18 protein-coding genes are annotated in these 19,447 nt (G+C 64.5%); 13 read left to right on the plus strand and 5 right to left on the minus strand.

Going from position 1 to position 19,447, the window contains the following annotated elements:
- Window positions 1-161 precede the first annotated feature (161 nt).
- Complete coding sequence (gene rpoD, locus J6500_RS11395) at window positions 162-2,291, plus strand: RNA polymerase sigma factor RpoD (protein WP_225712787.1); 2,130 nt, start codon at window positions 162-164, stop codon at window positions 2,289-2,291.
- Window positions 2,292-2,824: 533 nt separating this feature from the next.
- On the opposite strand, the gene J6500_RS11400 is transcribed toward rpoD, so the two are convergent.
- A complete protein-coding gene (locus tag J6500_RS11400; RefSeq protein WP_225712788.1) occupies window positions 2,825-3,061 on the minus strand; it encodes a hypothetical protein in 237 nt (78 codons plus the stop codon).
- 198 nt (window positions 3,062-3,259) lie between these two features.
- Here J6500_RS11400 and J6500_RS11405 point away from each other — a divergent pair, with 198 nt between their 5' ends.
- The 5 genes from J6500_RS11405 (at window position 3,260) to J6500_RS11425 (ending at window position 6,797) form a co-directional block, all read left to right on the plus strand.
- Window positions 3,260-3,640, plus strand: coding sequence for a thiol-disulfide oxidoreductase DCC family protein (locus tag J6500_RS11405; protein WP_225712789.1), 381 nt, complete (start codon window positions 3,260-3,262; stop codon window positions 3,638-3,640).
- Window positions 3,641-3,813: 173 nt separating this feature from the next.
- The gene (locus tag J6500_RS11410; protein ID WP_225712790.1) at window positions 3,814-4,224 is read left to right on the plus strand and encodes an ester cyclase; all 411 of its coding nucleotides are present in this window, start codon (window positions 3,814-3,816) and stop codon (window positions 4,222-4,224) included.
- A gap of 121 nt (window positions 4,225-4,345) precedes the next feature.
- Window positions 4,346-4,903, plus strand: coding sequence for a hypothetical protein (locus tag J6500_RS11415; RefSeq protein WP_225712791.1), 558 nt, complete (start codon window positions 4,346-4,348; stop codon window positions 4,901-4,903).
- An 87-nt stretch (window positions 4,904-4,990) separates the two neighbouring features.
- Window positions 4,991-5,797 (plus strand): lytic murein transglycosylase, encoded by an 807-nt coding sequence (locus J6500_RS11420; protein ID WP_225712792.1) that lies wholly within the window; start codon window positions 4,991-4,993, stop codon window positions 5,795-5,797.
- A gap of 151 nt (window positions 5,798-5,948) precedes the next feature.
- On the plus strand, window positions 5,949-6,797 hold the full coding sequence (locus J6500_RS11425; RefSeq protein ID WP_225712793.1) for an FRG domain-containing protein: 849 nt from the start codon (window positions 5,949-5,951) through the stop codon (window positions 6,795-6,797).
- 373 nt (window positions 6,798-7,170) lie between these two features.
- On the opposite strand, the gene J6500_RS11430 is transcribed toward J6500_RS11425, so the two are convergent.
- The gene (locus J6500_RS11430; RefSeq protein ID WP_225712794.1) at window positions 7,171-9,168 is read right to left on the minus strand and encodes a hypothetical protein; all 1,998 of its coding nucleotides are present in this window, start codon (window positions 9,166-9,168) and stop codon (window positions 7,171-7,173) included.
- 320 nt (window positions 9,169-9,488) lie between these two features.
- Here J6500_RS11430 and J6500_RS11435 point away from each other — a divergent pair, with 320 nt between their 5' ends.
- The 4 genes from J6500_RS11435 (at window position 9,489) to J6500_RS11450 (ending at window position 13,816) form a co-directional block, all read left to right on the plus strand.
- Window positions 9,489-9,887 (plus strand): response regulator, encoded by a 399-nt coding sequence (locus J6500_RS11435; protein ID WP_225712795.1) that lies wholly within the window; start codon window positions 9,489-9,491, stop codon window positions 9,885-9,887.
- 140 nt (window positions 9,888-10,027) lie between these two features.
- Complete coding sequence (locus tag J6500_RS11440; protein ID WP_225712796.1) at window positions 10,028-10,639, plus strand: LysE family translocator; 612 nt, start codon at window positions 10,028-10,030, stop codon at window positions 10,637-10,639.
- A gap of 644 nt (window positions 10,640-11,283) precedes the next feature.
- A complete protein-coding gene (locus J6500_RS11445) occupies window positions 11,284-11,904 on the plus strand; it encodes a peptidoglycan recognition protein family protein (protein ID WP_225712797.1) in 621 nt (206 codons plus the stop codon).
- A gap of 1,027 nt (window positions 11,905-12,931) precedes the next feature.
- Window positions 12,932-13,816 (plus strand): L,D-transpeptidase, encoded by an 885-nt coding sequence (locus tag J6500_RS11450; RefSeq protein WP_225712798.1) that lies wholly within the window; start codon window positions 12,932-12,934, stop codon window positions 13,814-13,816.
- Window positions 13,817-13,921: 105 nt separating this feature from the next.
- Here J6500_RS11450 and rpoH read toward each other — a convergent pair whose 3' ends face one another.
- Entirely contained in the window at window positions 13,922-14,818 is an 897-nt protein-coding gene (gene rpoH, locus J6500_RS11455) for an RNA polymerase sigma factor RpoH (RefSeq protein WP_050402672.1), read from the minus strand.
- Between the two features lie 216 nt (window positions 14,819-15,034).
- Window positions 15,035-16,015 carry an RluA family pseudouridine synthase gene (locus J6500_RS11460; RefSeq protein ID WP_225712941.1) on the minus strand — a complete coding sequence of 327 codons (981 nt, stop codon included), beginning with the start codon at window positions 16,013-16,015 and terminating at the stop codon, window positions 15,035-15,037.
- Between the two features lie 47 nt (window positions 16,016-16,062).
- Here J6500_RS11460 and J6500_RS11465 point away from each other — a divergent pair, with 47 nt between their 5' ends.
- The 3 genes from J6500_RS11465 to J6500_RS11475 all read left to right on the plus strand — a co-directional run bounded on the left by J6500_RS11465 (window position 16,063) and on the right by J6500_RS11475 (window position 18,976).
- Window positions 16,063-16,398 (plus strand): hypothetical protein, encoded by a 336-nt coding sequence (locus J6500_RS11465; protein ID WP_225712799.1) that lies wholly within the window; start codon window positions 16,063-16,065, stop codon window positions 16,396-16,398.
- A gap of 126 nt (window positions 16,399-16,524) precedes the next feature.
- Window positions 16,525-17,172 carry a QcrA and Rieske domain-containing protein gene (locus tag J6500_RS11470; protein ID WP_225712800.1) on the plus strand — a complete coding sequence of 216 codons (648 nt, stop codon included), beginning with the start codon at window positions 16,525-16,527 and terminating at the stop codon, window positions 17,170-17,172.
- A 73-nt stretch (window positions 17,173-17,245) separates the two neighbouring features.
- A complete protein-coding gene (locus tag J6500_RS11475; RefSeq protein WP_225712801.1) occupies window positions 17,246-18,976 on the plus strand; it encodes a methanol/ethanol family PQQ-dependent dehydrogenase in 1,731 nt (576 codons plus the stop codon).
- 192 nt (window positions 18,977-19,168) lie between these two features.
- On the opposite strand, the gene J6500_RS11480 is transcribed toward J6500_RS11475, so the two are convergent.
- Entirely contained in the window at window positions 19,169-19,441 is a 273-nt protein-coding gene (locus J6500_RS11480; RefSeq protein ID WP_225712802.1) for a hypothetical protein, read from the minus strand.
- Window positions 19,442-19,447: the final 6 nt, after the last annotated feature.

Below are 19,447 nucleotides of genomic sequence, written 5' to 3' on the forward strand. Positions count from 1 at the left end.
CTTAATAGCCTCGCGGCTATTTCAAAATGGAAACCGTCGAGACGGATCAAAGGGGTGGCGATGTTGCGCCGCCCTTTGCGCGTCGAGAGTTGATCAGTGAAATTGTGCGAGATGCGCGCCTGGCGCCATTTCGCATGGACCGCGTTTCGGGAGCTTAGTGAATGGCCACCAAGGCAAAGACGCTGCAGGTTAAGGACAAGGAAAAGGACGACAAGGCCGCGGACGCTCCTGAGAAGGATGCCGCCGAGGCGCCGTCCCCGTTGCTCGACCTGTCGGATGCCGCGGTGAAGAAGATGATCAAGCAGGCCAAGAAGCGCGGCTTCGTGACCTTCGATCAGCTCAACGAAGTGCTGCCCTCCGACACCACCTCGCCCGAGCAGATCGAGGACATCATGTCGATGCTCTCCGACATGGGCATCAACGTCACCGAGGCCGACGAGAGCGACGACGAGGACGACGACAAGGACACCGAGGACGATACCGACAACGAGCTCGTCGAGGTCACGCAGAAGGCCGTCACCGAGGTCAAGAAGAGCGAGCCGGGCGAGCGCACCGACGATCCCGTGCGCATGTATCTGCGCGAGATGGGCACCGTCGAGCTGCTGTCGCGCGAGGGCGAAATCGCGATCGCCAAGCGCATCGAGGCCGGCCGCGAGGCGATGATCGCGGGCCTCTGCGAAAGCCCGCTGACCTTCCAGGCCATCATCATCTGGCGCGACGAGCTCAACGAAGGAAAGATCTTCCTTCGCGACATCATCGATCTCGAAGCGACCTATGCCGGCCCCGAGTCCAAGGGCGGCATCAATCCGAACCTGATCCAGGGTCCCGGCGCCGATGGCGCCGCGGAGGCGGGGGCCAACGGCACCGACGCTGCCGCCGCCACCCATGTCGCGCCGCCGGCGGCGCCGCCGTCGCCGACCCCGTTCCGTGCCGCGCCCGCGGGCGGCGAGGCCGAGGGCGAGGAGAAGGATCCGGGCGAGGCTGCGGCCGAAGCCGACATGGACGAGGACGAGTTCGAGAACCAGATGTCGCTCGCCGCGATCGAGGCCGAGCTGAAGCCGAAGGTGGTCGAGACCTTCGACAAGATCGCGTCCGAGTACAAGAAGCTGCGCCGCCTGCAGGAGCAGGACATCGCCAACCAGCTGCAGAGCGAGTCGCTGTCGCCCTCGCAGGAGCGCAAGTACAAGAAGCTGAAGGACGAGATCATCGTCGAGGTGAAGTCGCTGCGCCTCAACCAGGCCCGCATCGATTCGCTGGTCGAGCAGCTCTACGACATCAACAAGAAGCTGGTCTCGTTCGAGGGCCGCATGATGCGCCTCGCCGACAGCCACGGCGTCGCGCGCGACGACTTCCTGCGCAACTACCAGGGCTCGGAGCTCGATCCGCGCTGGCTCAACCGCGTCTCCAAGCTGTCGGCCAAGGGCTGGAAGAACTTCGTCCATCACGAGAAGGACCGCATCAAGGATTTGCGCCACGAGATCCAGTCGCTGGCCGCGCTGACCGGGCTCGAGATCGGCGAATTCCGCAAGATCGTGCACAGCGTGCAGAAGGGCGAGCGCGAGGCCCGTCAGGCCAAGAAGGAGATGGTGGAAGCCAACCTCCGCCTCGTGATTTCGATCGCCAAGAAGTACACCAACCGCGGCCTCCAGTTCCTCGACCTGATCCAGGAAGGCAACATCGGCCTGATGAAGGCGGTCGACAAGTTCGAGTACCGCCGCGGCTACAAGTTCTCGACCTACGCCACCTGGTGGATCCGGCAGGCGATCACCCGCAGCATTGCGGATCAGGCCCGGACCATCCGCATCCCCGTGCACATGATCGAGACGATCAACAAGATCGTCCGCACCTCGCGCCAGATGCTCAACGAGATCGGCCGCGAGCCGACCCCGGAGGAGCTCGCCGAGAAGCTCGGCATGCCCTTGGAGAAGGTCCGCAAGGTCCTCAAGATCGCCAAGGAGCCGCTGTCGCTGGAGACGCCGGTCGGCGACGAGGAGGATTCGCACCTCGGCGACTTCATCGAGGACAAGAACGCGATCCTCCCCATTGATGCGGCGATCCAATCCAATCTGCGCGAGACCACGACGCGCGTCCTGGCCTCGCTGACGCCGCGCGAGGAGCGCGTGCTGCGCATGCGCTTCGGCATCGGCATGAACACCGACCACACGCTGGAAGAAGTCGGCCAGCAGTTCTCGGTCACCCGCGAACGCATCCGCCAGATCGAAGCCAAGGCGCTGCGCAAGCTGAAGCACCCGAGCCGGTCGCGGAAGCTGCGGAGCTTTTTGGACAACTGATTTTTCCGTCGTCATGCCTGGGCTCGCCCCGGGCATCCATCGAGACAAGACGGCGGGCGAGGCCCGCCGTTTTTGTTGGACTCTCGCCAGGTTTCTCACAGCAGCGCCCGCGGCCACCCCTCTCCCCAACCCTCCCCCGCAAGGGGGGGAGGGAGCCTGAATGGCGTGCTCACCTGACATCGCAACGCGCCTCGCACCTTGCATGAGGCCTGAAGCCGACCGCAAGTGAGCGAAGCACCGGCGAATGGGCTCCCTCCCCCCTTGCGGGGGAGGGCTGGGGAGAGGGGTACCGCTTGCTCCGCTATCGATTGAAGGCGAGGACAACACGCTCGCCGCACGACCTGCTCGATGCTGGTCCGGATCGCCATCACGCTTCGTCATCCGGGGCGGCGCGCAGCGCCGAGCCCGGAATCCATTGGGCCGCAAGTCGAGTGGTGAAATGGATTCCGGGCTCGCGCTGAGCCTGTCATGGGGCCGCGCTTTGCGCGGGACGCGTTGGCGCGCCCGGAATGACGACGGCGAGATAGGATCGCCTACTTCTTCTTCGCCCCGACCCGTTCGAGACGCTTGATCTCGAGCGGCGGGCGGCCGCTTTTTTCGGCGATCTCGCGGTCCTGCTCCATGATGAAGCCGCGCGCCGGCTCGTCGCCGTCGAGGCCGCCGAGCAGCTCCGCGGGCACGCGGCGGTTGGAGCGCTGCGAGCCGTCCTCGTAGAACACGTTGAAGAAGGCGAATTCGCCTTTGGGATTGGTCCCGGGTTTTTTCGGCATGCGCGGCTTGTGGTCGATGGCAGCGCCGCTGTCAAAGCAAATCGCACGCGCCGCCGCGCCGCTCAGCATTGCGCGATTGCGCGGCGCGGGTCTCTTGCGCGATGCCTCACCCCTCGAACAGCACGAACGCCGCCATACCGCGGGACCGCGCAGCCGATCTCGACGCGGCAACGGCCGGCGGCTACGTTCTGGAACGCCATGCCCGATCCGCTTCTCACCGTCTGGTATAATACGCGCTGCCCGGTCTGCGACGCCGGTATCGGCTGGCAGCGCAACAAGCTAATTGCGGCGGCCCGCGCCAGCACCATCGTCTTCAAGGACATCAACGAGCAGCCCGACGCGCTCGACGCCCATGGCGCATCGCTCGACGACGTCCGCCGCCGCTTGCATGCCACCGACGAGAAGGGCGGGCTGATCGTCGGGGTCGACGTCGCGGTCGCAATCTGGCGGATCACGCCGGGCGAGGGATGGCTGGCGGCAGTGCTCGGCAACCGCGTGATGTTACCGCTGTCGCGCTTTGCCTACGACTGCTTCGCCGACCTGCTGTTCGCCTGGAACAGGCGCAACGGCCGCTGGTGATGCGCGAAGCTCCTTGCGTCCTTGCGGCAACCGGCTTTCGCATCGCGTTCGAAACGCGCGGCAGCCGAAAACGAGCGGATTTCTGACCATCGTCACTTGCGCGGTAACCAATGATTCGCGTATGAGGCGTACCCTGCGTTTGCTGCAACCCGCCGTTCGAGAATCGTTTCCCGATGACCAACGCCACCCTCGACGCCAACAAGGCGCTCGTGCTCGCGCATTGCGATGCGGTGATCAACCGCCATGACCCCGATGCGATCCGCAACCAGCTCGCGCCCGACTTCTTCGACCACGCCTCGGGCCGCAAGATGAGCGCCGACGCCGTGATCGCGCATTCGGCGTTGCTGCACGAGGCGTTCGCCGATCTCTCGGTGGTCGCCGAATGCCTGGTCGCCGAACGCGACATCGTCGCCGGCCGCCTCGTCTGGCGCGGCCGCCACCGCGAGGAATGGCGCGGCATCGCACCGACCGGCCGCCACGTCGAATTCCGCGGCATGACGTTCTGGCGGATTCAGGACGGGCGGATCACGGAGAGCTGGACGGAAATCGATTTCGCGGGGCTGGAGAAGCAGCTCACGGAGTGAGGGAAATCTGCACAACTTGGTCGCGCTCTGACCGCGATCTGCTGTCATCGTTTTCGGCATGCAACAGCCGACCGTATCCGATAGACATGACAAGTTCAGCGTTTCCTGTTTCATATGGGTGATGCTGATCGCACTGCTTTTTGCAGCCGGTAACGACCTCGATCGCATTTTCAATCTCTGGCTGGCACTGGTGCCGCTGCTGTTCCTTCCGGCCCTTGCGGTGGCTGTCTATTGGACCGTTGCGCTGGTGCGTCATCTCTGGTTCAGGCGATGGCGGCGCGTTGCTTCGATCATCGCGGCACCAATCGCGGCGTGGCTCATTTTCGCCGGCGCGCGAGGCGTCGGCATCACTCGCGAACGGATCCGCTTCGAGATCGAGAAACACCACTATGTCGAGCTCGTCGATAAACTTGCGCGAACGGGTGAGCCGCGTTTGGCGCTGATGGATTGGGAACAGACCGGCGGGGCGGGTACTGCAAATTCCATCTACACGCTGGTGTTCGATGAAGCCGATGAAATCACGCTCGGACCGGAACGGCGTTCGAAGGCGTGGCGGGACAGGGCGCGACGGTTATGTCCGGGCACAGCGATGTGTGCAGTGTTAGAACCTCCGGTGGAGCTTTCGATCACCGTCAACAAGCTTGATGGCCACTTCTACCTGGCGACCATGGCTTGGTGACGAGTATCGATTGCCAGGACCCCGCCATTTTGACGGGCGCGATTTTCCCGGGCATGATCGGCTATTCGAAGCAGGAGGGAATATTGCATGCTCAGGTGTCGTTTTGCGGTCTTCATCGGCGCCTTGTTGCTTGCCACTCCCTCCTACGCCGCCCGCTGTGGCGGCAATTTCAACGCCTTCATCCAATCCTTCTCGCAGGAAGCGGCTGCGGCCGGCATCTCGCAGAACGTGATCTCGTCGGCGCTCGGCGGGGTGCAGCAGGATGGCGGGGTGCTCGCGTTCGACCGGCGGCAGCGCTACACCTTCAACAAGACGTTCGAGCAGTATGTCGCGACCCGAGTCGGGCCGGGGCGCATCAATGGCGGGCGGGCGATGCTGCAGCGGCACGCGGCGCTGCTGGCGAAGATCGAGCAGCAATACGGCGTGCCGCGCCAGATCCTGGTCGCGATCTGGGGGCTGGAGACCGATTTCGGCAAGGGCGACATGGGCAAGTTGCCGGTGTTCCGCGTGCTCGCGACATTGGCGCATGATTGCCGCCGCACCGACCTGTTCCAGGGCGAATTGCTGGCGGCGCTCAAGATCGTGCAGCGCGGCGACCTCGCGGTCGGCGACATGATCGGCGCCTATGCCGGCGAGATCGGCCAGACGCAATTCTTGCCGTCGTCCTACATCAAATACGGCGTCGACTTCGACGGCAACGGCCATGTCGATCTGCGCCACTCGGTGCCCGACGTGCTGGCCTCGACCGCGAACCTGTTGCACACCAGCGGCTTCAAGATGGGCCAGCCCTATGGCGAAGGCACGGCGAATTTCGAGGCGATGCGCGAGTGGAACAGGGCGGTGATCTATCGCAAGACCATCGGGTATTTTGCCGATCAGCTGATGGGGCGGTGACCAAGAGCCGCGGCCGTCCCACCGCCGTCATTCCGGGGCGCGCGAAGCGCGAGCCCGGAATCCATTGCTCAACACGTTGCGTGGCCCGATGGATTCCGGGCTCGCGCCAAGGGCGCGCCCCGGAATGACGGGGTGAGAGTTTGGGTGTTCAATGGAAACCATCGGCAGCCAAAAGATCTGGTCGTTCTTCGATCGCCGCGGTTGCCAGATCGCGAAGAACACGGCGGTGCGGCAGGGAGCGGGCCATCGCGTCGGCTCTTACCTGGAGCTCGCCACCAAGATCGCCGAGCTGCAATTCCTCAACCGCGATCATGTGCTGCTGTTTCGCGGCCAGGGCACCGACCACCGCAACGTCAAGGACAACTCCTCGCTGAAGCCGTCGCTGTTTCGCGCCGGCCGCGGCAATCCGGACCGCGCGACGCTGCTGGCGCGGTTCGAGACGCTCAAGCGCGCCGAGCAGATCCTGATTGCGGATTATGCCAAGGCAAAGCTGCTCGGGGTCGAGCGGCTGAAGCGGCATCGCATCCTGCGCTGGTCGATCCTGCAGCATTACGAGGTCTGCACCACGCCGCTGCTCGACGTCACCCACTCGATCCGGATCGCGGCCTCCTTTGCCTCGCTGGCGGAGACTTCGACCGCCTTCCTCTATGTGCTCGGCGTGCCCAATCTGAGCGGCGCGATCACCGCCAGCGCCGAGGCCGGCTTGCAGATCGTCCGCCTCTCCAGCGTCTGCCCGCCGTCGGCGGTGCGGCCGCACATCCAGGAGGGTTATCTGCTCGGCGAATACCCCGACGTGGCCGGCCACGAGCAGAAGGAAAACTACTTTCCCTACGAGATGGATTTCGGCCGGCGGCTGGTCGCGAAGTTTTCGTTCACGCCGGCAAAATTCTGGAACAATGATAGCTTTCCGCAGGTGCCGCGGAGCGCGCTTTATCCGACCGAGACCAGCGACCCGATCTATCGCCTCGCGCTCGGGGTGAAGAAGCAACTGGGCGGGTGAACCGATGCGACACTTTTTCACCTTTAGAAAGATATAACGATTTCAATTGTTTGGTGGGGTGCAAACGTGCCGTTCCATTCATCTCGCGTTCAGGGTCAAAAGCTATTATATTCACCGTTAGATTGTTGGCCTCGAGGAGGAGGCTGCCATGAAGCGCTTGCAGAAGCTCTGGACTGTGCTGTTCACGCTGTCGGTGACCTGCGCCATGCTGTACTCGTCCGTCGCTTTCGCGATCAACGATCCGAAGTAGGCGCAACGCCAGATCATGATGCGATCGGCCGATCGCATCATCTGCCTCATCATTCAAAGCCTCATCATTCAGACATGAATCCCGGGCCCGCGCGCCGGCTTTACTGCCGGACGTGACGTCGACTCAATTGGCGATGTCGCGCTCCGAGAAGCTTTGCAGCTGCGCCTGGGTGGCCAGCAGCGTCTCGTAGACCTCGAGCACTTGCGGGGTCCCGAGGTGGTTTTGGATCGGCCCGGACTCGATGTCCTTCTTGGCGTCCGTCACCTGCTTGCCGATGATCTGGAAGGCCAGCGTCAGGAGTTGCCTGGACTCCCGGATCTTGTTGTCGATCTCGTCCTTGGATTTCAGGCGGGACGTCGTCTCCAGCATGTTGAGCTCGCTGCGGACATAGCGCTCGATGTGTTCGGCGCGCATGCGCCGCTGGCCGGGCAGGGCATATGAGATGCATGTGAGGCTGATCCGCATCAGCTTCGCGATCTCGTCCTCGATCAGCGCGGCCGATCTCACCTTCTCGATCGGGTGCTTGAGCGAGTGATCGACGTGATCCTTCTCGGATGACAGATAGGTGTTGTAGATCGACTTGAGCCGCCTGTTCACCTCGTCCTGCTTCAGTTCGTCGGGCGCTGCCGGCTGGCTGACGCCGACCGTGCTGACGGCGCTCGCGACCGGCCTGGGCAATTGCGGCACATCGCCGGATTCCGAGGCGCCGAACGTCCCGAACGCCCAGTCATATCGGTTGTTCTTCCGGCTGATCTCGGAGATCACCGAGAAGTCGCGCATGCCGTCGACGATGTCCTTGAGATTGTCGATGTGGTACTTGCGCAGCGGGCTGGACGCGGCCGCGCCGCGCTCCCTGATCCACTCCTCGAGGAAGATCGCCTGCGTGATCTGCGCCCGCAGCCGGTACCATTTCTGCTCGGCCGATGTGAGGGGGGTGTAGTGCTCGCGGATCCACGCATCCATGGTGATCGCGGCGGCCTCGTAACGGCGGCGCGCCGCCATGACGCTGGCGTAGCTCATGGCAAAGTAGGGGTATTTGGCGTTGGATTTCCTGAAGCGCTCGAGCGACTCGTCGGACAGGGCAGCAGCGGGGTCGTAGTCCTTGGCGGTCAGCCGATCGCACGAGGTGCGCTGGTCGAGCTCGGGTCTGAGCTGCGAGGCCATGATCTTGAAATCATCGCGCCTGCCCTTGTCGTATTGCGCGACGACCTGCACCGCGCGCGTCAGCAGCTCGCGGACATGCTGGTGAGGCTCGCCGGCGATCAGCTCGCGCAGCGCGACGGTGACCGGCCCGAGCTGCTGCTCGACGAAAGCGTCGTCGCCATAGAGGCGCGAGATCCGCGACAGGCAGGACGCGAGCGGGCTGAGCACGTCGAATGAAACCCGGCCGACATCGGGGCGCGCCGGCACCGGCTCCTGCTCATAGCGGGCGAGCACCTCGATGAACTCCCAATCGCGCTCGATGTTGGGCTGATCGTTGACCGATCCGATGTCGTAGAGCTTGCCGAGGCCCGCCGAGCCGCCGCCGCTGCCCTTGCTGCCTTGCGTCGTTTGCAGCGCGCCGCCCGGCTGTTCGGCCGAGATCCGCGAGGATTTCGGCGCCGTGTCGGCGAACGAGATCTCGGTCGTGGTCCCGACGGAGATCTTGTTGATGCGCTGGGCCGACGACCGCACGATCTCCTCGCCGCCGATCCCGAGCAGGAACAGGATGAAGATCAGCGCATATTCGAAGCGGTCGCTGGCGGTGAACTTGTAGTCGGCGTCGCTCTTCAGCACGCGGTTCAGGAGATTGCCGAGCAGGATGCCGACCAGGCCGCCGAACACCACCGATGCCATGCGCGGGCCGGTGAGCGCATCGACGAACCGGTAGGGGAACCCGTTCGCCGGATGGGCGAACTGGGCGTTGAGCAGGATCGCGAACAGGATGAACGCGACCGCGGCGAGCGTTGCGAGGGTCACCTTCCACGCCACATAGGCCCCGTTGTCGATCTCGATGACGATCCGCCGCCCGAGCTTGACGATCCGCGCGCTGGAGTCGAGGGCGATGCTGGTCGGCTGGATCAGTGAAACCAGCTGGTGCAGGCCGAGCCCGGCCAGCAATGACAAAATGAAAATCGACATCAAGTCCTCGACATCTCATCGAGACAGGGCCAGGCGCCAGGCGCATCGTCGCCTGGAGATAGCGGATAAAAGTTATACACGCGGCAATAGATGCCCATCTTACTCAATCTTGAGATGTCAGAAAAGAAATTTCTCGCAGGGCGGGCGGCCTGTGATGCAATCTGAGGCTTGTGATGCAATCTGAAGGGTTCGCGGGTAACTCGGGAACAGCGCGGGTTCTTTGCTTTTCTCAAATTGGAACTGAACCATCCAGCGATTTGCGACATTAGACACGGATTACGTGCTCGAACCGAGCGCTCACGCGGAAGGGAGGCGCGGCCATGGGACAATCGAGACCCTATCGTGCGAAGGCCCTAGTCGTCGAAGACGACCCGACGCAACGCGAAATGATCGGTCTGCTGTTGGAAGAAAGCGAGTTTGACGTCGTCGCCTGCGAGAGCGCGGAAGCCGCCGAGCTCGTGTTGCAAGGCAGCGGAGACAATGTCGTGCTGATGATGACCGATGTCGAGCTGGCCGGCCGCATGACCGGCGTCGAGCTCGCGCATGCGGCGAAGAAATACAACCCGGACCTCGACGTCATCGTCACCTCGGGCAAGCCGTTGCGGCAGCGCCTGCCCGACGGCGCGATGTTCTGGGCAAAACCCTGGGCGCCGCTGGACGTGATCCGCGTCGCCGAGATGAAGGCAACCGCGCTTTCGGGCGGCAGCGGGTCGCGCTAAAGCGCGATCCGGACGCGGCCGAGCCGTGCGGAATCGGGGCGCATGGCAGCCGCATCGGCGATCCGCCTCCCGCCTGCTTGCGGGAGAGGATGACGGTGGGGTATCTCCAGGAGAGAGCCTGTCCGCCTGCGGAGCACCGAATGACCTGGTCCTTCCTCCTGACCACCCTGATCGTGGTCGCGTCTCCCGGCACCGGGGTGCTCTATACGCTCGCGGTAGCGCTGACGCGGGGCTCGCGGGCGAGCGTCGCCGCCGCGTTCGGCTGCACGCTCGGCATCGTGCCGCAGATGATCGCGGCGATGCTCGGGCTCGCCGCCATCCTGCACACCAGCGCGCTGGCCTTCGCGGCGCTGAAATGGGGCGGCGTGGTCTATCTGCTCTACATGGCCTGGCAGGCGCTCCGCGAACGCGGCGCGCTGGCGGTCGACACCGAGGCCAAACCGCGCTCGAGCCGGCGGGTGATCGTGACGGCGATCCTGATCAACATCCTCAATCCAAAACTATCGATCTTCTTCCTCGCCTTCCTGCCGCAGTTCATCGCCGTCGACGAGCCGCATCCGCTGGCGCGGATGGCCGAGCTCAGCCTTGTGTTCATGGCGATGACGTTTGCGGTGTTCGCGCTCTACGGGCTGTTCGCCGCCGCGGTGCGCGACCGCGTCATCACCCGGCCGAAGGTGATGGCCTGGCTGCGGCGCAGCTTCGCCGCCGGCTTCGCCCTGCTCGGCGCCAGGCTGGCGCTGTCCGAGCGCTAGCGCATGATGAAGTAAGTTTGGATCAGTTTAGCCGCGGGTTTTGCTCCACCTCTCCCCAGCGGGGAGAGGTCGATTTGCGCCAGCAAATCGGGTGAGGGGCCGCGGCTGCACAGAGGGACCGTAACCCCTCACCCGGCGCTGCGCGCCGACCTCTCCCAAGGAAGGATCTCCGATGCCGCTCCAGTTCGACCTAGTCTCACGAAGCGCTGATCGCGCGCCCCCATTCGGGCTGTTGCGGGCAATAAAAAAGCAGGCCTTGCGCCTGCTATGTCCGAACCTGCGGTGATGCTCGGGATCGCGGTCCGCTGGGTGCCCGGGCAGGGCTCAGGCCGCTACCCGGGCGAGAACCGGGTTACTTCTTCTTGGCGGCCTTCTTCTTGGTGGCCTTCTTCGCCTTTTTCGCCTTCTTCGCTTTCTTAGCCATAGTATCCTCTCAAGGTTTCATGGATTGAACGCGACTTCCGAGGCATGCTTGGCGGAGGGCCAGCCTCGCAACATCCTCGATGATAAACTCAGCAGATTCGCGGGCGACTGCCGCGTGGTGTCACGATGCCGTCATCACGTTATCCACAGCTGTTATGCGTTTTCAGCACGTTTTCGTCACGTTGCTCGCTGCGCAAGCAGCCACACCGACGGTTTGACGCATGATGCCTCGCCGGCTCGCCGTCCTGCTCGCGCTGCTGCTGTCGTCTTCTGCGTTCGCAGAAGCGCCCGACCTCGCGACGATCGCGCGCGCGCAAGGCACGCCGGAGATTCTGGGCCTGAAGATGGTCTGGCTTTCGCCCTGGGGCGACGTCGCGAAGTCCCATCCCTGGCGCAACATCATCGTGCACCAGACCGAAGGTCCGGCCGGCTCGGCGCGCTATGGCGCCCAGGAGCAGCACAAGAACCCAACCCGGCGCGGGGTGATGGTCTGGGTCGAGACCGACGGCACGGTCTATTGGGCGGTCGCTGACGGTCTCGTCCCAACCCATGGCGACGGTGGCAACCGCAACGACAACAAGTACATCGACAACCGCACGACCTACCGCCAGGTGGTCGGCAACAACTCCATCGGCGTCGAGTTCGCCGGCAATTACCCCGATGTCGCGAAGGCACCGACCGAGGCGCAGATCGCAGCCTGGCGCGTGCTCGTGAAGGTGCTGCGCGCGCGTTACAAAATTCCGCTCGAGCGGGTCTACGCGCACAACTGGATCGACTTCAAGGACGCCCGCTATTGCGAAGGCTGCGCACTGGCGACCATGGCGCGGGAGTGGGGCGAGTAGGCTCGCTTCAGGCAGCCGGCACGGCGGCCTTGTGTCGCGACGCCATCGATGGGTATCGCCCGCTCCTCGCACACCGTCTCGTCATTCCGGGCGCGCCTCTCGGCGCGAGCCCGGAATCCATTCATCCGCCGAACATATGGCCCGATGGATTCCGGGCTCTCGCTTCGCGAGCCCCGGAATGACGAGCGGAGCGAACTGCGTAGTACGGGTGCTGGGTATCACCGCGCTGCACCGATCCTTGCACACCGTCTCCCCATCATTCCGGGTCGCGCCTCTCGGCGCGAGCCCGGAATCCATTCATCCGCTGAACCTGTGGCCCGATGGATTCCGGGCTCTCGCTTCGCGAGCCCCGGAATGACGAGCGGAGCGAACTGCGTAGTACGGGTGCTGGGTATCACGGCGCTCCACCGATCCTCGCATACCGTCTCCGTCATTCCGGGGCGCGCCTCTCGGCGCGAGCCCGGAATCCATTCATCCGCCGAACATGTGGCCCGATGGATTCCGGGCTCTCGCTTCGCGAGCCCTGGAATGACGAGCGGAGCGAACTGCGTAGTACGGGTGCTGGGTATCACCGCGCTGCACCGATCCTTGCACACCGTCTCTCCGTCATTCCGGGGCGCGCCTCTCGGCGCGAGCCCGGAATCCATTCATCCGCCGAACATGTGGCCCGATGGATTCCGGGCTCTCGCTTCGCGAGCCCCGGAATGACGAGCGGAGCGAACTGCGTAGTACGGGTGCTGGGTATCACCGCGCTCCACCGATCCTCGCACACCGTCTCCGTCATTCCGGGGCGCGCCTCTCGGCGCGAGCCCGGAATCCATTCATCCGCCGAACATGTGGCCCGGTGGATTCCGGGCTCTCGCTTCGCGAGCCCCGGAATGACAGCGGGCTCGGAACGCTTGCGTTGCCGCACCGATGCTCGCGTTAACGACACTTGGCGATTTCCGGCCTGGGCGGGATCGCTTCTCAGCTTGTTAAAATTTGCTGCGTACCTGTTCCAACCCAAGTGATCAGGGGAACAGAAGACATGGGTAAGCGGGCCAAACGTGGAAAGACAGAGGCGCTCGCGATACCGGTGGCTGGACGAGTAGCAATCGGCGTCGTGGCCGCTGCTGCGTTGGGGTACGGTTTGCTATCGTCGCGCCCGGCGAGCGTTCAACCGACGCGGAAGCCGTCCACGCATCAGGCCGCGGCTCCATCCACGCCAACTCGCGCAGCGACTCCGGTTCGTGCAGTAGCGTCAGCACTGGCACCGGCGCCCGCTCCGGCACCAGCGGTCGCCTCGGCACCAGTGCCGATGCCGACGCCTCAGATCGAAACACCAAAGGCCGCTGACGTTCCCGGACGGCTTGTTCGGCAGGTGGTCAACTACGTCAGTCACCAGGCGCCGGGCACCGTCGTCATCGATACCGGCAGCACCTTCCTCTATCTCGTTCTGAACGACCAGCAGGCGATGCGCTACGGCATCGGTGTCGGCCGCGAAGGTTTCACATGGTCGGGTGAGCAGACCGTGGCGCGCAAGACGGAATGGCCGGACTGGCGTCCGCCCGCCGAGATGATTTCGCGACAGCCTTATCTGCCGCGGTTCATGGCAGGCGGCCCGGGCAATCCGCTCGGCGCCCGGGCGATGTATCTGGGCGAGACCGAGTACCGAATTCACGGCACCAACAAGCCCGATACGATCGGCAAGCGGGTTTCGTCCGGCTGTATCCGGCTGACCAATGAGGACGTCGTCGACCTCTATGAGCGGGTGAAAGTCGGAGCGAAAGTGATCGTGCTGCCGGCGTCCGCTGCCAATCGACCATCCCGGGACGCGCGGCCCGACACCGCCTCCCGATCACCGGATCCGGCACCGCCGTCGAACCGGCCCGCGGCAACGGATTCGCAGGCGCAACCGTCGTGGGATGGGTAGCGGGGCGAGACGGATCGACCGAGCGCCCGCGGCGGGATCCAACCGACGAAAACAAAAAAGCCGGCGTTGCCGCCGGCTTTCGTGTCTGTTGGCTGGTGGCCGCGGTTAGTGCGCGGCTTCCAGAGCTGCCTCCTGACGGGCAATCGTGCCCTTGACGGCCGACTGCACCTTTTCGAACGCGCGGACCTCGATCTGCCGCACGCGCTCGCGCGACACGCCGAACTCGGCGGCGAGGTCTTCCAGGGTCATCGGCTCGTCCGCGAGGCGCCGCGCCTCGAAGATGCGGCGTTCGCGCGGGTTGAGCACGCCGATCGCACCGGTCAGGGCCTGACGGCGATGATCGAACTCCTCGCTCTCGGCCATCATGGCCTCGGCGTTGGGGGAGTTGTCGACCAGCCAGTCCTGCCATTCGCCGGCTTCGCCATCGTCGCGGATCGGGGCGTTGAGCGACGCGTCACCGCCGAGGCGGCGGTTCATGTCGATCACATCCTGATCGGTCACGCCGAGGCGCTTGGCGATCAGCTTGACCTGGTCGGGGTGGAGATCACCCTCTTCCAGGGCCGAAATCTTGCTCTTCGCCTTGCGCAGGTTGAAGAACAGCTTCTTCTGGTTCGCGGTGGTGCCCATCTTCACGAGCGACCAGGAACGCAGAATGTACTCTTGTATCGACGCCTTGATCCACCACATGGCGTAGGTGGCGAGACGGAAGCCCTTCTCGGGCTCGAATCGCTTCACCGCCTGCATCAGGCCGACATTGCCTTCCGAGACGACCTCGGATATGGGCAAGCCGTAGCCGCGATAGCCCATGGCGATCTTGGCCACGAGCCTGAGATGGCTGGTGACGAGTTTATGCGCCGCGTCGCGATCGTCATGCTCGCGCCAACGCTTGGCGAGCATGTACTCCTGCTGGGGTTCCAGCATGGGGAATTTGCGGATCTCGGCGAGGTATCGAGACAGGCCGGATTCTCCATTGAGAACCGGCAACGTAGCTGTACGGGCCATTCGAGCGCCCTCCAGTGGTTCAGGCCCCCGATAGCGGCGGGCCCGGCAGGTGGCCGCTGGGTTAAAGCCGGCCGTGCTGCGATGTTCCGCGTTGGATATTCAACGCAGGTGCAACATACACTAAACGGTCCGTGATAGGGAAGGATTGCTGACGTCACGTCCCCGTGTGCCAGCCATAACCTACTGTCATAGCTAGGGTTTTCCGGAAGGGGTGCGTCATACCGCCGCTTCGAGCGCCTGTTGCAGGAGAAGCAAATCCTCCGGCAGGGGCGCCTCCCAGTGCAAAAGTTCCCCGGTCCGGGGGTGCTCCAGAGCGAGCAAATAGGCGTGTAGGGCCTGTCGGCCGAGCGCGGTGAGTGATTCTTTACCTACCGGGCTGAGCTGTCCGGCCTTGGTCTTGAAGTGGGCGCCGTAGACGGCATCGCCGAGCAGGGGGTGGCCGAGATGCGCGAGGTGGACCCGGATCTGATGGGTCCGTCCGGTCTCGAGCTGGCAGGCCAGCAGCGAGGCCACAGGCTTGCCGTCGCGCCCGGTGAAGCTCTGCTGGACCTCGAAGTGGGTGATGGCCTCGCGGCCGCCCTGGCGCACCGCCATCTTCTCGCGGGCGTGCGGGTGGCGGTCGATCGGCGCGTCGATGGTCCCGTGCGGCCGGTTCGGCACGCCCCAGACGAAGGCCATGTAGCCGCGCTGCATCGGGCCGGTGCGGCCGTGATCGGCGAACTGGGCCGTCAGCGACTGGTGCGCCTGGTCGTTCTTGGCGACCACCATCAGCCCCGTGGTGTCCTTGTCGAGCCGGTGCACGATGCCCGGCCGCTTCACGCCGCCGATGCCGGACAGGCTGGAGCCGCAATGGGCGATCAGCGCGTTGACCAGCGTTCCGGTGGCGTGGCCGGCGGCGGGATGCACGACAAGGCCCTTCGGCTTGTCGATGACGATGATGTCGTCGTCCTCGAACACGATGTCGAGCGCGATGTCCTCGCCCTGGGGCTCGGCGGGCGCGGCCTCCGGTACGTCGATTATGATCGTATCGCCCTTGGCGACATGATAAGCGGGGTCGCGGACGGCGGCGTCCTTGACGGTCACGGAACCGGCGAGGATCAGCGCCTTCAGGCGGGAGCGCGACAGCTCGGGGGTGCGCTGCGCCAGCACGCGGTCGAGCCGTGCCGAGCCCTCGTCGCCCGCGACGATGACCTCCAGCTTCCGACCGCCATTGGTAGAGACCTGTTGCAAAGAAGAGCCTTGTGATGACCGACACCGCCGTGACCGAACCGACCCCCGAGCAGGCCGCGCTGATCGCGCGGGTCCGGCGGATGATGCTGATCGCGGGTCTGACCTCGGCACTGGCCGTGGCCGTGGTGTTGATTGCCGTGGGCTACCGCCTTTATCGCGGCGAGGGAAGCCCCGTCTCGGTGTCCGACGTCACCGCTGCACTGCCGAAAGGCGCCCACATCGTCTCCACCGGCGTCGCCGGCGAGCGGCTGGTGGTCACGCTCGATATAAGCGGTGCAACCGAAATCCGCACATTCGATGCAAAGACGCTGAAGCCTGTCGCCAGGCTTACATTCGTCAGCGAGCCGTAACCGCGATAATCGCGAACGCGCGCGGCCGACCAACCAAAGGCTGCAAAGTGTTTTGTGCGTTTGCGTTCACGCATCGCGAATGCACGCCGCCATCTTTTTGGCCGAGTTGCACGTTCAGCTTGTGCCATGTCGCAGCCCAACTCCACCGCCTCCATCGAACAGATCGATCAATCCAGCGCGGCGGATTCGTGCACCGATCCGACGCGCCGCGCCGTGCTGCTGGGCGCCTTGGCAGGCTGCGCCTGTCTCGCGGCGATCGAGCCCGCATCGGCCGACGACGAGCCGCCCGGCGCCAGTGAGCGGCCGCAAAAGGCCGACGTGCTGGTCCGCGCCGAAGGCGACAAGGCCGGCGAGATCATTAAGGCCGATGATCTGACGCTCGGCGGCCCGCCGGTGCGCGCCTGGCCGAAGGACCCGAAGACCTCGGTGGTCCGCAAGGGCTCGCGGCTGAACGAGGTGGTGATCGTCAAGCTCGATCCGAACGAGCTGGACGATACGACCCGCGCCCGCGCCCCTGACGGCATCGTTTGCTACTCCGTCATCTGCTCGCATGCAGGTTGCCCGATCACCGCCTGGGTGAAGGAGGAGCAAGGCGACAAGAAGGTCCTCAAATGCATGTGTCACAATTCCGAGTTTGACCCGCGCCAGAATGCGCAGGTGGTGTTCGGACCGGCCCCGCGTCGCATCGCGGCGCTGCCGCTGACGGTGGCCGACGGCGCGATCTCGGTTGCCGCGCCGTTCATCGGAAAGGTGGGTGCTCAGCAGGGAGGATGAGACCGCATCGGGGAGTTCTGCACGATTCAAAATCAAAACTGAAAAATAAAACAGAGCAGGGAGGTAGCATCTCATGACCAGGAAGCATTTGTTGTTGTCGAGTTGTGTCGCGTTCACGTGCCTCGTCTCGACCTGGGCCGCTGCAGGGCCGATCGAAAACTACAGCCCGGTGACCTCGGCGCGTCTCGAAAATCCCGAACCCGGCAACTGGATGCTCTATCGCCGGACCTATGACGGACACGGCTTCAGTCCGCTCGACCAGATCAACACGTCGAACGTCAAGGACCTCAAGCCGGCCTGGACCTTCTCCACCGGCGTCATCGAGGGGCACGAGGCGCCGCCGATCGTCAACAACGGCGTGATGTTCGTCGCGACTCCGATGGGGCAGGTGATCGCGCTCAACGCCAAGACCGGCGAGGAATACTGGCGCTACAAGCGGCAGCTTCCGGACGACCTGTTCCAGCTGCATCCGACCAGCCGCGGCGTCGGCCTCTGGCAGGACAAGGTCTATCTCGCCACCACCGACGACCATGTCGTCGCGCTCGATGCCAAGACCGGCAAGGTGGTCTGGGACACCAAGGTCCAGGACTACAAGAAGGGTCAGTACATGACGCTGATGCCGATGGTGGTCGACGGCAAGGTTGTCGTCGGCGGCTCCGGCGGCGAGTTCGGCGTGCGCGGCTATGTCGCCGCCTACGACGCCAACAACGGCAAGGAGCTGTGGCGCACCCACACCATCCCGGCCCCGGGCGAGCCGGGCAGCGAGACCTGGCAGGGCGACGACTGGAAGACGGGCGGTGGATCGGTCTGGATGACCGGCACCTACGACAAGGACACCAAGACGATGTATTGGGGCGTCGGCAACGCCGCGCCGTGGCCGGGGTCGGGGCATCCCGGCGACAACCTCTACACCTCGTCGGTGCTCGCGCTCGATCCCGACACCGGCAAGATCAAGACCCACTTCCAGTATCACCAGAACGATTCCTGGGACTGGGACGAGGTCGACGCGCCGATGCTGATCGACATGCAGCGCGACGGACGCTCGTTCAAGAGCCTGGTCCATCCGGGGCGCGACGCGATCTTCTGGGTGCTCGAGCGCAAGGCCGACAAGATCAACTACGTCGCCGGCTGGCCGTTCGTGAAGACCGACGTCTGGAAAGGCATCGAGGCCGAGACCGGCCGCCCGATCGTCGATCCCGAGCACAAGCCGGTGATGGGCAAGCGGGTCGAGTTCTGCCCGTCGCTATGGGGCGGCAAGGACTGGCCGTCGGCGGCCTACAGCCCGAATACCAAGCTGGTCTACGTTCCCGCCAACGAAAACTTCTGCGGCGGCTTCACCGGCGAGAAGACGCCGCTGGTTCCCGGCCAGCTCTGGCTCGGCACCAAGCCGGAGGACATCGGCCTGACGCCGGCGCCGGGCGCCACTCACTTCGGCGAGTTGCAGGCGTGGGATCCGGCCACCGGCAAGAAGGTCTGGCAGCACGACTTCAAGACCTCGCAGCTGTTCGGCTCGGTGACGGCGACGGCCGGCGATCTTCTCCTCGCCGGCGGCACCAATGATCGCATGTTCCGCATCTTCAACGCCAAGACCGGCGAGCTGCTGTGGGAGCAGAAGACCAACTCCGGCATCATGGCGATGCCGATCTCCTATGAGGTCGACGGCACGCAATACATCGCGATCCAGTCGGGTTGGGGTGTCGACGCCCAGCGCATCCAGGACGCGCTGGCGGGCAAGGTTCCAGGTTTCGAGAACAACGTGCCGCAAGGCGGCGTGATCTGGGTCTTTGCGCTCAACAAGAAGTAACGCGACAGGGGGCGATGCGATCGGGAAGCGGCGGTTGGGGAGACCGCCGCCTCCCGGTCCGCGACCCGTCATTCCGGGGCATGCGAAGCATGAGCCCGGAATCCATTTCACCTCATGTATTGTGGCTTGATGGATTCCGGGTTCGCGCTTCGCGCGCCCCGCAATGACGGATTGCGCCGAGCGAAGCCGCAGCTATTTCCCCTTGGTCTCGACCTTCCGCTTCTCGTCGTCATTCATCTTCTGGATGGTGGGATCGCGACTCGGTTCGCCGGTGCTTTGACCTGTCGTCGCCGGTGGGGCGTTGCTCGGCGTCGAGGTCTGGTCCGGCAGCACCTTGGCCGGCCGCGTTGCCGTCGTCGGTGGCGGCGAGTTGCTCTGTGCGAGCGCAGCATGCGTGCCGAAAAGAAAGACGCCCGCGAACAGGGTTGCCGCGAGCGTCCGGAAAGTCATGGAAGGCGTTCTCATCGGTCT

Origin of the sequence: Bradyrhizobium semiaridum (assembly GCF_020329505.1) — a bacterium.
GTDB classification, from domain to species: Bacteria; Pseudomonadota; Alphaproteobacteria; order Rhizobiales; family Xanthobacteraceae; genus Bradyrhizobium; species Bradyrhizobium semiaridum.

Excerpts from the sequence above, each read along its gene's own strand:
- rpoD (WP_225712787.1), top strand. The coding sequence starts at position 162 with ATGGCCACCAAGGCAAAGACGCTGCAGGTTAAGGACAAGGAAAAGGAC.
- J6500_RS11400 (WP_225712788.1), bottom strand. The coding sequence starts at position 3,061 with ATGCCGAAAAAACCCGGGACCAATCCCAAAGGCGAATTCGCCTTCTTC.
- J6500_RS11405 (WP_225712789.1), top strand. The coding sequence starts at position 3,260 with ATGCCCGATCCGCTTCTCACCGTCTGGTATAATACGCGCTGCCCGGTC.
- J6500_RS11410 (WP_225712790.1), top strand. The coding sequence starts at position 3,814 with ATGACCAACGCCACCCTCGACGCCAACAAGGCGCTCGTGCTCGCGCAT.
- J6500_RS11415 (WP_225712791.1), top strand. The coding sequence starts at position 4,346 with ATGCTGATCGCACTGCTTTTTGCAGCCGGTAACGACCTCGATCGCATT.
- J6500_RS11420 (WP_225712792.1), top strand. The coding sequence starts at position 4,991 with ATGCTCAGGTGTCGTTTTGCGGTCTTCATCGGCGCCTTGTTGCTTGCC.
- J6500_RS11425 (WP_225712793.1), top strand. The coding sequence starts at position 5,949 with ATGGAAACCATCGGCAGCCAAAAGATCTGGTCGTTCTTCGATCGCCGC.
- J6500_RS11430 (WP_225712794.1), bottom strand. The coding sequence starts at position 9,168 with ATGTCGATTTTCATTTTGTCATTGCTGGCCGGGCTCGGCCTGCACCAG.
- J6500_RS11435 (WP_225712795.1), top strand. The coding sequence starts at position 9,489 with ATGGGACAATCGAGACCCTATCGTGCGAAGGCCCTAGTCGTCGAAGAC.
- J6500_RS11440 (WP_225712796.1), top strand. The coding sequence starts at position 10,028 with ATGACCTGGTCCTTCCTCCTGACCACCCTGATCGTGGTCGCGTCTCCC.
- J6500_RS11445 (WP_225712797.1), top strand. The coding sequence starts at position 11,284 with ATGATGCCTCGCCGGCTCGCCGTCCTGCTCGCGCTGCTGCTGTCGTCT.
- J6500_RS11450 (WP_225712798.1), top strand. The coding sequence starts at position 12,932 with ATGGGTAAGCGGGCCAAACGTGGAAAGACAGAGGCGCTCGCGATACCG.
- rpoH (WP_050402672.1), bottom strand. The coding sequence starts at position 14,818 with ATGGCCCGTACAGCTACGTTGCCGGTTCTCAATGGAGAATCCGGCCTG.
- J6500_RS11465 (WP_225712799.1), top strand. The coding sequence starts at position 16,063 with ATGACCGACACCGCCGTGACCGAACCGACCCCCGAGCAGGCCGCGCTG.
- J6500_RS11470 (WP_225712800.1), top strand. The coding sequence starts at position 16,525 with ATGTCGCAGCCCAACTCCACCGCCTCCATCGAACAGATCGATCAATCC.
- J6500_RS11475 (WP_225712801.1), top strand. The coding sequence starts at position 17,246 with ATGACCAGGAAGCATTTGTTGTTGTCGAGTTGTGTCGCGTTCACGTGC.
- J6500_RS11480 (WP_225712802.1), bottom strand. The coding sequence starts at position 19,441 with ATGAGAACGCCTTCCATGACTTTCCGGACGCTCGCGGCAACCCTGTTC.